Source organism: Agromyces subbeticus DSM 16689 (assembly GCF_000421565.1).
Lineage (GTDB): Bacteria > Actinomycetota > Actinomycetes > Actinomycetales > Microbacteriaceae > Agromyces > Agromyces subbeticus.
Map to the genome: position 1 here is coordinate 563,502 of NZ_ATXG01000001.1, position 13,738 is coordinate 577,239.

Consider the following 13,738-nt stretch of genomic DNA (forward strand, 5'->3'; position numbering starts at 1 on the left):
CGCGATCCGCTCTCCGGGCCGGCGCCTCAGTCGGTGATGCGGAACGCGACTTCGCCGAGCGGAGCGGTCACCGCGACATCCGTGCGCTCGATGACGGCGCCGGGTGGCCCGGCGGCCAGCCAGCCGAGCATCGCCTCGACGGATGCGTCGTCGCCCTCGATCTCGCATTCGACCGTGCCGTCAGGCCGATTGCGCACCCACCCGACGAGGCCGCAACGCTCGGCCTCGCGTTGCGCGGAGTAGCGGAAGCCCACGCCTTGCACGATCCCGTGCACGAGCACGTGCCTTCGGATCATGTCTCCAGCGTAGGCTTCCGCCTCTGGCGCGGTGAACCCGCGAGTCGAATGCCTGGGGGTGACCGGCCGGAGTCTGGGATGATCGGGGAATGACCCGCTCTCCGCAGCACCCCGGATCGACCGATGAGGCCGGTGATGGTGCCGTGCGGCGCACCACGCTCGAGCGCATCGTCGCGGCGATCGAAGGCCCCGACTTCGAATACGGCGTCATTCCGTCGGCCATGTACCAGCGTCTCGTGCCGGTGTGCGCCGAGATCGAAGCGGAGCTCTCGGGGCGCCACAAGCCCGAGGCGTGGAACCGGGCGACCGACGCCGGCTGACGAACCCGTGGCATGCCGCCAACCTGGGGTACTCGCTCCACGTGTTCAGCCTGCCGCTCGGCCCGGTCTGGGCGCTGCACACCTTCTACCTCGTCTCGTGCCTCATCATGCTCGTGTTGTGCGTGCTCGACCGCCGCAGCCGCACCCGCCCCGCGCTTCAGACTCGGTCGACCACGCGCGTCGCTCCCGTGCGCAGGCGGATCTCGTCGGCGACCGCGATCGCGTCGCCAGACGGGGCATCCGACTTGCGATCGGGTCGCGCGATGAAGAGGTAGAGCAGCCCGGTGACCGCCACGACGCCGAGGCCGATCAGCACGACGAAGTCAGTGAAGACGTCGCCCGAGGTGCCGGGCGTCGCGAGCAGCACCATGGCGAAGATGCCGTAGGCGAGCGCGACCGCGTTGATCGCGAAGCCCCAGCGACCGAGCGAGAACGGACCGGCCGGCTTCCAGCCCTTGATCCGCTGCCGAAGCGAGGCCAGCACGACCATCTGGAACGCGACGTAGATGCCGAGCACCGCGAACGCGGTGATCGGCACGAGCAGGTCGTTGTTGAGCCAGATCAGCACGCAGATGAGCGCCGGCACGGTGCACGCGACGATGAGGGCGTTCGTCGGCACCTTGCTCTTCGGCGAGACCCGGGCGAGCCAGCGGTGGCCGGGAATCATGCCGTCGCGGGCGAAGGAGAAGAGCAGCCGGCTCGCGGCCGCCTGCAGGCTGAGCACGCACGAGAGAAACGCAGTGACGGCGATCACGAGGAACACCTTCGCCCCGACGACGCCGAGCGAGGCCTCGAGAATGCCGGGGATGGGGTCGGCGTCTTCGCCGGCGACGATGGAGCCGAGATCGGGAGCGGCGAGCACGTAGCCCGCGAAGGCGAGCAGGGCCGAGATGCCGCCGACGAAGATCGTCATCATCATCGCCTTGGGGATGCGCCGCGCGGGGTTCTCGACCTCTTCGGCGACGTCGCCGCACGCTTCGAAGCCGTAGAACAGGAAGAGCCCGGCGAGCGCTGCGCCGAGGAACGCCGCGCCATAGCCGCCATCGCCCTCGACACCCATGCTGTCGAAGAAGATGCCGAAGTCCTGCTTGCGCTGGAAGACGAGCAGGTAGAGTCCCACGGCAATGACGCCCACGAGTTCGGCGGCGAGCCCGATGCGGGCGACGCGGGCGAGCCACTTGGTCCCCGAGAAGTTGATCGCGAACGCGATCGCGAGGAACGCGAGGGTGATCCAGAGCGTCGTCTCGTTGGTGATCTCGAGACCGAAGAGGCTCGCGGCGAAGCCCGATCCGTACTCGGCGACGGCCGTGATCGTGACGATCATCGCCCAGATGTAGACCCAGGCGGCCATCCACGCGTAGCGGCGGCCCCAGAGGCGTCTCGCCCAAGGATAGATGCCGCCGTGGATCGGGTACTGCGAGACCACCTCGCCGAAGACGAGCGAGACGAGCAGCTGGCCGGTGGCGACGATGACGATCCACCAGATCGACGGCGGGCCGCCGATCGACAGGGCGACCGCGAAGAGCGAGTACACGCCGACGAGGGGCGAGAGGTAGGTGAATCCGAGGGCGAAGTTCGCCCAGAGGCTCATCGATCGGTTGAACGAATCCTCGTAGCCGAGCACGCTCAGGTGCTCGCCGTCGGAGAGGCTCGCTGCGGGCCTACGATCTTCGGACATCGCTGCCTTCCACTGTCATCGCTACGTCGGCCACCCCCGCCGACGACACCACGCCGTCGTGGTGTCGCGCCAGCTTAGCCAGACATCCGGTCATAAAGCTATAGTTCCGGATGATTAGTTCTCGGCATGATTCGAGGGGTCAGCGGATGCCGCGGCATCCGCTCGGCGTAGCATGGCCGCCATGGGGGAAGTCAGCGACTACATCGCGGGGCTCGACGGGCCCGAACGAGACGTGATCGAACGCATCAGGGCGCGAGCGATCGCCCTCGTGCCCGAGGCGGTCGAGGGGGTGAGTTACGGCATGCCGGCCCTGCGCTATCGCGATTCGCCGCTGCTCAGCATCAAGAAGGCGGCGACGCACATCGGGCTCTACCCGTACAGCCCGCCGGTCATCGAGGCGATCGCCGCCGAACTCGGGGGTTACTCTTGGGCGAAGGGCACGATCAGGTTCACGCCCGAGCATCCGCTGCCCGACTCGCTCGTCGACCGCATCATCCTGCTGCGGCGCGACGAGATCGACGGGAAGAAGAAGTCGGCCAAGGGCTAGCTAGCCGGCATCGAGGCACGAGGCTGCGACGACGAGGTCCTCCCAGCCCATGCCGACGCTCTTGAAGACCCGTGGGCGCGTGCGGTCGACGGATGCCTCGCCGCGCACGATGCTCGCGAGCGGCACGAGGTGCGCTTCTCTCGTGCGGCCCTCGGCAATCGCGATGATCACGTCGCCCGCCTCGCGGAGCGCCGTGGCCGGGTCTTCGACCACGAGTTGCGAGCGGCCGACGAGCCGGCCGTCGAGCTCGCGCAGGCCGGGCTCGTGCGATCCGACCGCGATCACGAGCGCATCGTCGTCGACAGCGGCACCGTCGAAGACGGGACTCGCCGCGGTCGTCGCGCACACGACGATTGAGGCGGTCACGACATCGGCCGCACTGCCGGCGCGAGCGGTGAACCCCTCGTCGCGGAGCCCGCGAGCGAGCGCTTCGGCGCGAACGGCCGACCTGCCGGCGATGACGACCTCGTGGAGGTCGCGCACGGCGGCGATCGCGTGCACGTGGCCCCACGCCTGCGGTCCCGAGCCGAAGACGAGCAGGCGCGCCGGCCCATCGGCCGCGAGGTGGCGCGCGGCCACCGCCGACAGCGCTGGGGTGCGCAACGTCGTGAGCGCCGTCCCGTCGAGCAGCGCACGCGGCGTGAGCGTGGCCGAATCGAGCACGACGTAGAGCGCCTGGATTCGGGGGAGGCCATGGGCGGGATTGCCCGGTGCGACACTCGCGAGCTTCACGCCCGCGAAACCCGCGACCTCCGACGGCATGAGCAGCAGCTGGCCGTGCTGCACCGGCACGATCGAACGTGCGGAGTCGGCGGCCGGGTCGTGTCCTTCGGCGAGGGCTCGTTCGAGGGCGTCGATCGCGGCGGGGAACCCGACGGCCGAGAAGACGCGCTCGGCGTCGAACCAGGGCAGCGCGCTCGTCATCGCAGCACGAAGCCGGCGCCGAGCGCGTCTCGTGGGTCGAGCACGAAGGTGTGCTCGCCGGTCTGGTACGCCGTGCCGGTGATCTCGGGAATCACATGGCGGGTCGTGTTCGCCGGGCCCGAGGCATCCGCCCGCTCGAAGCGCGCCGTGAACCGGGTGCCGACGATGGAGTCGTGGGTGAGCGTCTCGCCCTCGGCGAGGGTGCCGTCGGCGGCGAGCAGGGCGACGCGCGCACCGGTGCCCGAACCGCACGGCGAACGGTCGACCTCGCCGTCGGCGAACACCGTGACGTTGCGCTGGTGCGGCCCGTCGGCGGTGCGACCGAGGTCATCGAAGATGATGGTGCCGTAGACGCCCGAGAGGCGTGGGTCGGCCGAGTGCTGTGCGAGCGGCGAATCGTTCAGCGCCCACTTGATGGCGCGGCCGGCCTCGATGAGCGCGGGATAGTGATCGGGCGTCACCTCGAGGCCCAGCGCGGCAGCCGGCACCGAGGCGTAGATGGCGCCGCTGAAGCTGAGGTCGACGGCCACCTCGCGGCCGTCGATCGAGACGGGAACCCCACGCGCGATGACGTGCGACGTGACGTTGCGGAACGTCACCCGCCGAATGCTGCCGCCCTGCTGCTCGACGCTCGCCGTGACCCTGCCCGACGGCACGTCGATCGTGACGACGGTCGTGCCATCGGGGTCGGCGACGACCCTGCCGGTCTCGACGGCCCACACGCCGAGGGCGATCGTGCCGTGACCGCACGCCGTCGAGAAGCCGTCTTTGTGCCAGAAGAGCACCCCGAAGTCGGCGCCGTCGTCGTCGGGCGGCACGATGAAGCCGCCGTACATGTCGGCGTGGCCGCGCGGCTCGAAGCAGAGCAGCCGGCGCAGCGCGTCGAGCCCGTCAGGGTCGTCGTCGCCGATCGCGGAGAGGCGTCGCTCGGCGACGGTGGCTCCCGCCGGCACCGGGGCGCCGTCGGCGACGATGCGGAACGGCTCGCCGGCCGTGTGGTAGTCATCGGTGCGGATGCGCCGGGGCGATGGCGTCGTTGTCATCGTTCGAGCCTAGCCGGGTGCGTTGGCATTTGGTATGTCACGCATTACAGTGCCCATCAAACGGAAACCGAGTGCGCGCCACTCCCGCACGAAGAAGACGCGACCGGAATCCCGGTCGCGTCTTCTCTGGTGCCGTCTCGTGCCGGCGCGAGCGCTGCGCCGCGCTCAGCCGATGCGGATCATCTTCTTGTTGACGAACTCGTCGGCGCCGAAGCGGCCGAGCTCGCGGCCCGAGCCCGATCGCTTCACGCCACCGAAGGGCAGCTCGGCCCCGTCGGCGCCGACCACGTTCACGAACACCATGCCGGCCTCGATCGAGTCGGCAACGCGCAGCGCCTGCTCGGCGTCGGTCGTGAAGACGTAGGAGCCGAGCCCGAACGGGGTGTCGTTCGCGAGCTGCACGGCCTCTGCCTCATCGGCCACCTTGAAGACCTGTGCCACCGGGCCGAAGAACTCCTCGTGGAACGCGTCGGAACCGGGCTTCACGTCGGTGAGCACCGTGCCGGCGTAGAAGTTGCCGTCGGCGGTGCCGCCGGCCACGAGGGTGGCGCCCTGCGCCACGGCGCGCTCGACCTGCTCGGTGAGCGTCGCGGTCGCCTTCGCCGACGAGAGCGGGCCGAGACCTGTGGTCTCCTTCGTCGGGTCGCCCGTCTCGACGGCCGTGATCGCCGACGTGAACTTCTCGAGGAAGGGCTGGTAGAGCTCGTCGACGACGATGAAGCGCTTGGCGGCGTTGCAGGCCTGGCCGTTGTTGTCGAGTCGCGCGGCGACGGCCGCCTCGACGGTCGCGTCGAGGTCGTCGGTCGAGAGCAGGATGAAGGGGTCGCTGCCGCCGAGCTCGAGCACGACCTTCTTGAGGTGGCGGCCCGCGATCTCGGCGATCGCGGCACCCGCCCGCTCGGAGCCCGTGAGCGAGACACCCTGCACGCGCTTGTCGCCGATGACCGTGGCGATCTGGTCGTGCGAGGCGTAGATGTTGACGTAGGCACCCTCAGGGAAGCCCGCGTCGCGGAAGATCTGCTCGATCGCGGCGGCCGACTCGGGGCACTGCTCGGCGTGCTTCAAGAGGATCGTGTTGCCGATCACGAGGTTCGGGCCGGCGAAGCGGGCGACCTGGTAGTACGGGAAGTTCCACGGCATGATGCCGAGCAGCACGCCCAGCGAGCCGCGGCGGATGAGTGCCGAACCCTCGCCGGCGAGCAGCTCGATCGGCTCGTCTTTCAGCAGCGACTCGGCGTGGTCGGCGTAGTACGCGTAGATGTCGGCGCTGAAGTCGACCTCGCCGTAGGCCTGCTCGATGGGCTTGCCCATCTCGCGCACGATGATCGAGGCGAGCTCGTCGCGGCGCTCGGTGTGCAGCTCGGCCACCCGACGGATGAGGGCGGCGCGGTCGGCGACGGAGGTCGAACGCGACCACGTGCGGTGCGTCTCGTCGGCCGAGGCGATGGCTGCCTCGAGCTCGGCGTCGGTGATCGTCGGATACGTCTTGACGGTCTCACCGGTTGCAGGATTGATCACGGCATAGCTCATGGGGTTCTCCTTCTCGGGGTGCACACGCGCCAGAGCCTCGTCTGCCGCGGTGCATACGCTCACGTCAAAGATATAACAACGGATGATTCATTTCGACCCGGATGCCGCAGGCTCGACCAATACCCGGAACGGGGTGCCCGGGCAGGCTTCCGTCTCGGCCGCCGAATCCGCGAGCTGCCCCACCTGCAGTGCGGGATCGGTCGACAGCACCACGCGGCCCGCCTCGTTGACGAGCGCGAGCGGCTTGGGCACCTCGAGGAACGCGGCGAGCAGTTCGTGCTCGAGTCGGCGCACCGAGATGTCGGCGCCGACGACGCCGACCATGCCGCTGCCCCCGTTGCCGCTGCCGTCGGCTGCAGCGGCGTGCACCGGCATCGTCAGCGTCAGGATGTAGTCGCACGTGCACAGGTGGTCGACGTACGGCCCGGTCACGTGCGCGTGCCGGGTCGAGGCGGGGATCGAGTACCACTCGAGGGCGCGGAAGTCGCGCAGGTATTCGGTGTAGCCCCTCGTCGAGAGGTCGAGTCGCGTCGGCTCGGTCGTCGAGCCGAGCACGGGGTTGGCCTCGAGCGGGCCGAGCCACCAGGCGAAGTGCACATCGCGACCCCGCACGATCGCGCCGTCGGCGATGAAGCCGGCGCCGACGAGCAGCGGGTCGGGCTCGGTGAGGCGCGGCAGCACGAGCTCGGAGACGACCGCATCGAGCTCGGCGGGGCGCACCTCGGGCGACGCGTCGATGACGGCTTCGATGGGATGCCGCCACTCCGCCAGCAGGTCGAACACTCCGGCGAAGACCTCGCCGACGCCGACGGCGACCTCAGGCGCTGATCGGCTCATCGAGACCGCCTCCCCGTTCGATGCGGGCTTTCGCGGCGAGCAGGAGCTCCGAGAGCCCGCGCACGAGATCGCCGGCCGCCTCGCGCGCCCGCGCCGGGCGGTTGCCCGCGACGGCCCGCATGATCGCGTGGTCGTGCGCTGCGGCATCCGTGCGGGCCTGCTCGTCGTCGAGGCCGAGCAGCAGCAACGGCCCGAATTCGGCTTGCAGGCGGATCTGCTCGCGAACGAGCCGCGCCGACTGACTGAGCACGGCGAGTTCGAGGAAGAAGCCGCCCTGATTGGTGCGAGCGGATGCTGCGCTGCCGAAGTCCGCCGCGTCGAGCCACGCCGTGAGGCGCTCGGCGTCGCCGGCCGAGGCTCGTTCGGAAGCCCGTTCGGCGACCCCGGCGAGGATCGCCCCGAAGTACACCGACATGTCGCTGAGCTCGACCATCGCGAGCCCGCGCAGTCGGGTCGTGATGAGGGAGCGGTGATCGGCGTCGTCAGCCACGACGAAACTGCCGCCGTCGCGACCGCGACGGGTCTCGACGAGGCCCGCCTCGCGCAGGATGCCGAGCCCCTCGCGCACGGTGATGAGCGCGACGCCGAAGCGGCGAGCGAGATCGGGCTCGCTCGGCAAGCGCTCGCCCGCGCCGAGCACACCGAGGATGATGCCGTCGGTCAGGCGCTGGGCGACCTGCTCGGCGCGGCCGGCGTCGGCGAGCTGGGCGAACACGGCCTCGCGCGCGCCCGGTCCGACCCTCGACTCCATGCGTTCAGGCTAGCCGAGCGATTCGGGCGCGGGTGGCGGCGCGCGCAGAAATCATTCAAGATAGGATGAATTGAAGCGGCGTGCTGGCCGCCGACATGCGAAGGCGGATGGGATGCACGAGCGACGCACCGGCGACGAGACCGTGCTGCCTGCAGGGGCGCCTGCCGGCGTGCTCGCCGGCGTGCGGGTCGCCGACTTCTCGCGCGTGCTCGCAGGGCCGTACGCCACGATGATGCTCGCCGACTTCGGCGCCGACGTCGTGAAGATCGAGTCGCCCGGCGGCGACGACACCCGCCACTGGCGCCCGCCCGTCGACGCGAGCGGCCAGGCCACCTACTTCGGCAGCGTCAACCGCAACAAGCGATCGGTCGCCCTCGACCTCACGGATGAGTCGGGGCTCGCCGAGGCGCGGCGGCTCGCGGCATCCGCCGATGTGGTGATCGAGAACTTCCGGCCCGGCGTCATGCAGCGCTTCGGGCTCTCGTACGACGACGTGTCGGCGACCAATCCCGGCGTCGTCTACTGCTCGATCACAGGCTTCGGCACAGGAGAGGGCGCCGCGCTCGCCGGCTACGACCTGCTCGTGCAGGCTGTCGGCGGGCTCATGTCGATCACGGGCGCTGCCGACGGCGAACCCGCGAAGGCCGGAGTCGCGCTCGTCGACGTGCTCACCGGGCAGAACGCGGTCGCCGGCATCCTGCTCGCCCTGCGCGAGCGCGACCGCACCGGCCGCGGCCAGCTCGTCGAGGTCAACCTCATGCAGAGCCTGCTCTCGGCGTTGACGAACCAGGCGGCATCGACCCTCGCGACGGGCGTGCCGCCGCAGCGCCTCGGCAACGCGCACCCGAGCATCGCTCCCTACGCCGTGTTCCGCGCCGCCGATCGCGAGCTCGTGATCGCGGTCGGCAACGACAAGCAGTTCCGGGCGCTCGCCGAGGTGCTCGACGCTCCGCGCCGGTCGAGTAGCGAGCGAAGCGAGCGTATCGAGACCAAGCCGGGTCTCGATACGGCCCTGGCGGGCCTACTCGACCAGCGATTGCCGGCGCTGGCCGACGACCCGCGGTTCGCGAGCAACGTCGAGCGGGTCGCGCATCGCGCCGAGCTCACGGTGCTCATCGAGGAGCGGCTCGCTGCGGCATCCGCTGCGCAGTGGATCCAGGCCCTCAGCGTCGCCGGCGTGCCCGCGGGGCTCGTGAACGACGTCGGCGAGGCGATCGCGTTCGGCGAGACGCTCGGCCTCGAGCCCGTCGCCGAGATCGCGTCGGGTGCCCGCACGAGCCGCACCGTCGCGAACCCGATCGGCCTCTCGCAGAGCCCTGCCGTTTACCGCACTCCGCCGCCTTCGCTCGACGAGCACGCCGGCGCCGACTGGCATCCGACCCCCTCGAAAGGAACGCACCCGTGACCTCAGCCCCCTCGATCGACGCCGTGTTCGACCTCGACGCCCTGCTCAGCGCCGAGGAGCGCGACTGGCAGCTGAAGGCGCGCGCGTTCGCGCAGGAGCGAATCCTGCCGGTCATCGAAGACGACTTCGAGGCCAAGCACTTCCGCCGCGAGTTCGTGAAGGAGCTCGGCGATGCCGGCTTCCTCGGCATGCACCTGCAGGGCTACGGATGCGCCGGAGCGGGCGCCGTCTCATACGGCCTCGTGTGCCTCGAGCTCGAGGCGGCCGACAGCGGCTGGCGCACCTTCGTGTCGGTGCAGGGCTCGCTCGCGATGAGCGCGATCCACAAGTACGGCTCCGAGGAGCAGAAGCAGCGCTGGCTTCCCGGCATGGCCGCGGGTGACCTCGTCGGCTGCTTCGCGCTCACCGAACCGCAGGGCGGCTCCGACCCAGCCGGGATGACGACGACCGCGCGCCGTGACGGCGACGGCTGGGTGCTCGACGGTGCGAAGCGCTGGATCGGCCTCGCATCGGTCGCCGACGTCGCCGTGGTGTGGGCGAAGGTCGACGACGCCGAGTTCGGCGGTGGCGACGGGCGGCCCACGGTGCGCGGCTTCCTCGTGCCGACCGCGACGCCCGGCTTCACGGCGACGCCGATCGACGGCAAGCTCTCGATGCGCGCCTCGGTGCAGTGCGACATCGAACTCGACGGCGTTCGCGTCGGTGACGACGCGCTGCTGCCCGGAGCGAAGGGTCTCTCGGGTCCGTTCGGCTGCCTGAACGAAGCGCGCTACGGCATCGTCTGGGGCGCGATGGGCGCCGCGCGTTCGTGCCTCGAGGCGGCGATATCGCGCTCGACGTCGCGCGAGGTGTTCGGCAAGCCGATCGGCGCGAACCAGCTCATCCAGGCGAAGCTCGCCGACATGTTCCTCGAGGTCGAGAAGGGCGTGCTGCTCGCCCTGCACCTCGGCCGGCTCAAAGAGCGCGGTGCGCTCACGCCCGCGCAGATCAGCGTCGGCAAGCTCAACAGCGTGCGCGAGGCGCTGCACATCGCGCACGAGGCGCGCGCCATTCTCGCGGGCGACGGCATCACGAACGCGTGGCCGGTCATGCGGCATGCCGCGAACCTCGAGTCGGTGCGCACCTACGAGGGCACCGACGAGATCCACCAGCTGATCCTCGGGCGCGAGCTCACCGGGCTCAACGCGTTCTGAGGCACTCCCACGACCGAATCCGCTCGCTCGCACGTCGAGTGGGCGAACCTGGCGATTCGGCGGGCGAACGGCAACCAAGATCGCCCACTCGAGGACAGGCGCATGATGGACGGCAGCAGAAGCGGAAGGTACCGAGATGACTGAGACGAACATGGCAGCGGAGGCCGCGCGCGTGGCGCCGCGCGACGAGCTGCGGCACGACGACGATCCGATCGTGACGGATGCCGCGACCGACGTCGAGGTGGCGGTGCGGCTCGCCGCGGCCTCCGGAGTCGATCGCTCGTCGCGCGCCGATCGGGCCCGCTGGCTGACCGCTCTCGCCGACGCGATCGAGGCGCATCGCGACGAGCTCGTGGAGCTCGCCGGCGAAGAGACCCACCTCGGTGCCGCACGTCTCTCAGGAGAGGTCACGCGCACCGCGACGCAGCTGCGCTTCTTCGCGGGCGTCGCCCTCGAGGGCTCGTACGTCGAGGCGACGCTCGATGCGCCCGATGCCTCGCTCACCCCGCCCCGCGCCGACCTGCGCCGCATTCTGCGCCCGATCGGCGTCGTGGCGGTGTTCGCCGCATCCAACTTCCCGTTCGCGTTCTCGGTGCTCGGCAACGACACCGCTTCGGCGCTGGCCGCCGGATGCGCGGTCGTGGTCAAGGCGCATCCCGGCCATCCCCGACTCTCGCGGCGCGTCGCCGAGCTCGGGCGTGCGGCGCTGGCCGGCGCGGGCGCTCCGGCTTCGGCGCTCGCCCTCGTCGACGGCTTCGATGCGGGCACCGCGCTCGTGCGGCATCCGCTGGTCTCGGCCGTCGGCTTCACCGGCTCGACGCGCGGCGGCCGCGCGCTCTTCGATCTCGCCGCGGCACGGCCCGCGCCGATCCCGTTCTACGGCGAACTCGGCTCGATCAACCCGGTGGTCGTCACGTCGGCCGCGGCGGCTGCGGATGCCGCGGGCATCGCCTCGGGGCTCGCCGGCTCGTTCACCCGCGACGGCGGTCAGTACTGCACGAAGCCCGGACTCGTGTTCGTGCCCGAGGGTGCCGGGTTCGAGCGCGAGCTTGCGACCGCGCTCACCGAGGCGCCGTCGCAGGCGCTGCTCACCGACGGCATCGCCGCGGCCCACGACACCGGGTCGGCGGCGCTCGTTGCCCGTGACGACGTCGAGTTCGTCTTCGCCGGCGAACGGATAGCGGATGCCTCGACGCCCGTGATTGCCGCCGCGCCCGTCGTCGTCGCGACCTCGGCTGAGGCGTTCGTCGCAGCACATGAGGTGTTCCTCGAGGAGTGCTTCGGGCCGCTCACCGTGCTCGTGCGCTACGCCGATGCCGCATCGCTCGCCGCCGCGCTCGCGGTGCTCGAGGGGTCGCTGACCGGCACGATCCAGCACGCCCCGGGCGAAGACGTCGCCGAGCTGACCGTCGCGCTCGAACGCGTCGCCGGCCGGGTCGTGTTCAACGGCTGGCCGACGGGCGTCGCGATCGCGTGGGCTCAGCACCACGGCGGTTCGTGGCCCGCCTCCACCGCGTCGGTGCACAGCTCGGTCGGGGCGACGGCCATTCGCCGCTGGCTCGCGCCGATCGCCTATCAAGACGCCCCGGCGAGCGTGCTGCCGCCCGAGCTCGCCGACGGCAATCCGCTCGGCATCCCCCGACGCGAAGACGGCGTGCTCATCTCCGCGCCTCACTAGCTGCTGACGAGGGGCCGGCCGCACGGGCCGCCCCCTCGTCGTGTGTCGAGAACCTCAGTTGATGCCGGGTATGACGAGCCAGCGGTTGACGAGAATCAGCCAGAGCGCGATGAGCACGATCGCGGCGATCGTGATGCTCAGCCCAGTGCGACCGCGGACGATGAGTGCGACCACGAGCACGATCAGGGTCGCGATGCCGAGCACGAGCGAACCGAACGGGATGCCCGGCAGGAACAGCGAAAGTACGAACAGCGCCGCGACGATGACCTCGATGATGCCGACGATCGAGGTGCCGCGGCCGCGGAGGCGACGAATGCCGTCGATGAGCGCGAGCACACCGCCGACGAGAGCGATGACGAGAAGCCAGGACAGGGTGAACACGGGTAGGGGGTTCCTTCCGATCGGTGTGGGGGAGCACCACGGCGACGGAGGGGACTCCATCGCCGCGGCCCAGCCTATCGACGGGCCCCTCTGCAGCTCGGGAGGGTTGCGCGGGGCGCTCGACCACGGTATGCCGCAAACGGAATGCGATCGCGGGCACGGACGGCGCGAGTTCCCGCCCGGCGGGGAATGAAACGCGGGGTAACGCCGTTTTCTCCACGGGCGAGGTCGTGATGGACTCGACTCGAAACCCGATCCCCGTGCACGGCACCACGTCGCGGGCACAGCACTCCCCACGAACGGAGCTCCACATGTCTCGCGCACCCCGCGTTCGCACCCTGCTCGGCCTCGCCGCAGCATCCGTCGCCCTCGTCACCCTCGCCGCCTGCTCGAGCGGCGCGCCGGCATCGAGCGATGCCGCGAGCGACGACGAGTACGGACTCGTGAAGGCTGGAACGCTGACTGTCGCGACCGAGGGCACCTACCCGCCCTTCACATACCACGAGGGCGGCGCAGGCGAACTCGTCGGCTATGACGTCGAGATCGCCGAGGCCGTCGCCGAGAAGCTCGGCCTCGAGATCCAGTTCGAAGAGACGCAGTGGGACGCGATCTTCGCGGGTCTCGACGCCGGCCGCTTCGACGTCATCGCGAACCAGGTGTCGATCAACCCCGAGCGCGAAGAGAGCTACCTCTTCTCGACGCCGTACACGGTGTCGCCGAGCGTCGTCGTGGTGAACGAGGGCGATGACTCGATCTCGAGCTTTGAAGACCTCGAGGGCAAGACCACGGCGCAGTCGCTCACGAGCAACTTCTACCAGCTCGCCGTCGACGCGGGTGCGAACGTCGAGGCCGTCGAGGGCTGGGCGCAGGCCGTCGCCCTCCTCGAGCAGGGCCGAGTCGACGCGACCGTGAACGACAAGCTCACCTACCTCGACTATCTCAAGCAGACGCCCGACGCCAAGCTCGCCGTGGCCGCCGAGACCGATCCGAGCGAGAGCGCCCTCACGTTCGCGAAAGACAAGACCGCACTCGTGAAGGCCGTCGACGAGGCACTCGCCGAACTCCGCGAGGAGGGCGTGCTCGCTGAGCTCGGCGAGAAGTACTTCGGCGAGGACGTCTCGCAGTAGCGCTCGACCGCAAACACCGGCGGATGCC

Annotated in this window: 14 protein-coding genes; 6 read left to right on the forward strand and 8 right to left on the reverse strand. The window is 70.3% G+C overall.

From position 1 onward, the window contains the following. Window positions 1-26: 26 nt before the first annotated feature. The gene (locus H521_RS0102570) at window positions 27-296 is read right to left on the reverse strand and encodes an acylphosphatase (RefSeq protein WP_022891469.1); all 270 of its coding nucleotides are present in this window, start codon (window positions 294-296) and stop codon (window positions 27-29) included. 89 nt (window positions 297-385) lie between these two features. Between H521_RS0102570 and H521_RS0102575 the strand changes: the two genes are divergently transcribed. Continuing rightward, window positions 386-616, forward strand: a complete 231-nt coding sequence (locus tag H521_RS0102575; RefSeq protein WP_022891470.1) for a hypothetical protein — start codon at window positions 386-388, stop codon at window positions 614-616. 157 nt (window positions 617-773) lie between these two features. On the opposite strand, the gene H521_RS0102580 is transcribed toward H521_RS0102575, so the two are convergent. Further along, entirely contained in the window at window positions 774-2,294 is a 1,521-nt protein-coding gene (locus tag H521_RS0102580; RefSeq protein WP_022891471.1) for an APC family permease, read from the reverse strand. A gap of 181 nt (window positions 2,295-2,475) precedes the next feature. On the opposite strand from H521_RS0102580, the gene H521_RS0102585 reads away from it, so the two are divergent. Beyond that, a complete protein-coding gene (locus tag H521_RS0102585) occupies window positions 2,476-2,841 on the forward strand; it encodes an iron chaperone (protein ID WP_022891472.1) in 366 nt (121 codons plus the stop codon). Here H521_RS0102585 and H521_RS0102590 read toward each other — a convergent pair whose 3' ends face one another. From H521_RS0102590 to H521_RS0102610, 5 genes are all read right to left on the reverse strand, one after another. Continuing rightward, window positions 2,842-3,765: an ornithine cyclodeaminase family protein gene (locus tag H521_RS0102590; RefSeq protein WP_022891473.1), complete on the reverse strand. Its 924-nt coding sequence runs from the start codon at window positions 3,763-3,765 to the stop codon at window positions 2,842-2,844. Next, the gene (locus H521_RS0102595) at window positions 3,762-4,808 is read right to left on the reverse strand and encodes a proline racemase family protein (protein WP_022891474.1); all 1,047 of its coding nucleotides are present in this window, start codon (window positions 4,806-4,808) and stop codon (window positions 3,762-3,764) included. The genes H521_RS0102590 and H521_RS0102595 overlap by 4 nt, the downstream gene beginning before the upstream one ends. Window positions 4,809-4,973: 165 nt before the next feature. Next, window positions 4,974-6,338 (reverse strand): NAD-dependent succinate-semialdehyde dehydrogenase, encoded by a 1,365-nt coding sequence (locus H521_RS0102600; RefSeq protein WP_026481807.1) that lies wholly within the window; start codon window positions 6,336-6,338, stop codon window positions 4,974-4,976. 87 nt (window positions 6,339-6,425) lie between these two features. Continuing rightward, window positions 6,426-7,175, reverse strand: a complete 750-nt coding sequence (locus tag H521_RS0102605; protein ID WP_022891476.1) for a PDC sensor domain-containing protein — start codon at window positions 7,173-7,175, stop codon at window positions 6,426-6,428. Further along, window positions 7,156-7,926 (reverse strand): FadR/GntR family transcriptional regulator, encoded by a 771-nt coding sequence (locus H521_RS0102610; protein ID WP_022891477.1) that lies wholly within the window; start codon window positions 7,924-7,926, stop codon window positions 7,156-7,158. Before H521_RS0102610 ends, H521_RS0102605 begins: the two co-directional genes overlap by 20 nt. Before the next feature lie 112 nt (window positions 7,927-8,038). Here H521_RS0102610 and H521_RS0102615 point away from each other — a divergent pair, with 112 nt between their 5' ends. The 3 genes from H521_RS0102615 (at window position 8,039) to H521_RS0102625 (ending at window position 12,202) form a co-directional block, all read left to right on the forward strand. Continuing rightward, window positions 8,039-9,331 (forward strand): CaiB/BaiF CoA transferase family protein, encoded by a 1,293-nt coding sequence (locus H521_RS0102615; protein WP_022891478.1) that lies wholly within the window; start codon window positions 8,039-8,041, stop codon window positions 9,329-9,331. Continuing rightward, window positions 9,328-10,524 carry an acyl-CoA dehydrogenase family protein gene (locus tag H521_RS0102620; RefSeq protein ID WP_022891479.1) on the forward strand — a complete coding sequence of 399 codons (1,197 nt, stop codon included), beginning with the start codon at window positions 9,328-9,330 and terminating at the stop codon, window positions 10,522-10,524. Before H521_RS0102615 ends, H521_RS0102620 begins: the two co-directional genes overlap by 4 nt. A gap of 136 nt (window positions 10,525-10,660) precedes the next feature. Beyond that, complete coding sequence (locus H521_RS0102625) at window positions 10,661-12,202, forward strand: aldehyde dehydrogenase family protein (RefSeq protein WP_022891480.1); 1,542 nt, start codon at window positions 10,661-10,663, stop codon at window positions 12,200-12,202. A gap of 54 nt (window positions 12,203-12,256) precedes the next feature. Here the strand turns inward: H521_RS0102625 and H521_RS0102630 are convergent, their stop codons facing one another. Next, a complete protein-coding gene (locus tag H521_RS0102630) occupies window positions 12,257-12,583 on the reverse strand; it encodes a hypothetical protein (protein WP_022891481.1) in 327 nt (108 codons plus the stop codon). A 311-nt stretch (window positions 12,584-12,894) separates the two neighbouring features. Between H521_RS0102630 and H521_RS0102635 the strand changes: the two genes are divergently transcribed. After that, window positions 12,895-13,710 (forward strand): amino acid ABC transporter substrate-binding protein, encoded by an 816-nt coding sequence (locus H521_RS0102635; protein WP_022891482.1) that lies wholly within the window; start codon window positions 12,895-12,897, stop codon window positions 13,708-13,710. Window positions 13,711-13,738 lie beyond the last annotated feature (28 nt).

Coding starts and splice junctions, on each gene's coding strand:
- H521_RS0102610 (WP_022891477.1), bottom strand. CDS start 7,926: ATGGAGTCGAGGGTCGGACCGGGCGCGCGCGAGGCCGTGTTCGCCCAG.
- H521_RS0102595 (WP_022891474.1), bottom strand. CDS start 4,808: ATGACAACGACGCCATCGCCCCGGCGCATCCGCACCGATGACTACCAC.
- H521_RS0102635 (WP_022891482.1), top strand. CDS start 12,895: ATGTCTCGCGCACCCCGCGTTCGCACCCTGCTCGGCCTCGCCGCAGCA.
- H521_RS0102625 (WP_022891480.1), top strand. CDS start 10,661: ATGACTGAGACGAACATGGCAGCGGAGGCCGCGCGCGTGGCGCCGCGC.
- H521_RS0102570 (WP_022891469.1), bottom strand. CDS start 296: ATGATCCGAAGGCACGTGCTCGTGCACGGGATCGTGCAAGGCGTGGGC.
- H521_RS0102575 (WP_022891470.1), top strand. CDS start 386: ATGACCCGCTCTCCGCAGCACCCCGGATCGACCGATGAGGCCGGTGAT.
- H521_RS0102585 (WP_022891472.1), top strand. CDS start 2,476: ATGGGGGAAGTCAGCGACTACATCGCGGGGCTCGACGGGCCCGAACGA.
- H521_RS0102590 (WP_022891473.1), bottom strand. CDS start 3,765: ATGACGAGCGCGCTGCCCTGGTTCGACGCCGAGCGCGTCTTCTCGGCC.
- H521_RS0102580 (WP_022891471.1), bottom strand. CDS start 2,294: ATGTCCGAAGATCGTAGGCCCGCAGCGAGCCTCTCCGACGGCGAGCAC.
- H521_RS0102615 (WP_022891478.1), top strand. CDS start 8,039: ATGCACGAGCGACGCACCGGCGACGAGACCGTGCTGCCTGCAGGGGCG.
- H521_RS0102605 (WP_022891476.1), bottom strand. CDS start 7,175: ATGAGCCGATCAGCGCCTGAGGTCGCCGTCGGCGTCGGCGAGGTCTTC.
- H521_RS0102600 (WP_026481807.1), bottom strand. CDS start 6,338: ATGAGCTATGCCGTGATCAATCCTGCAACCGGTGAGACCGTCAAGACG.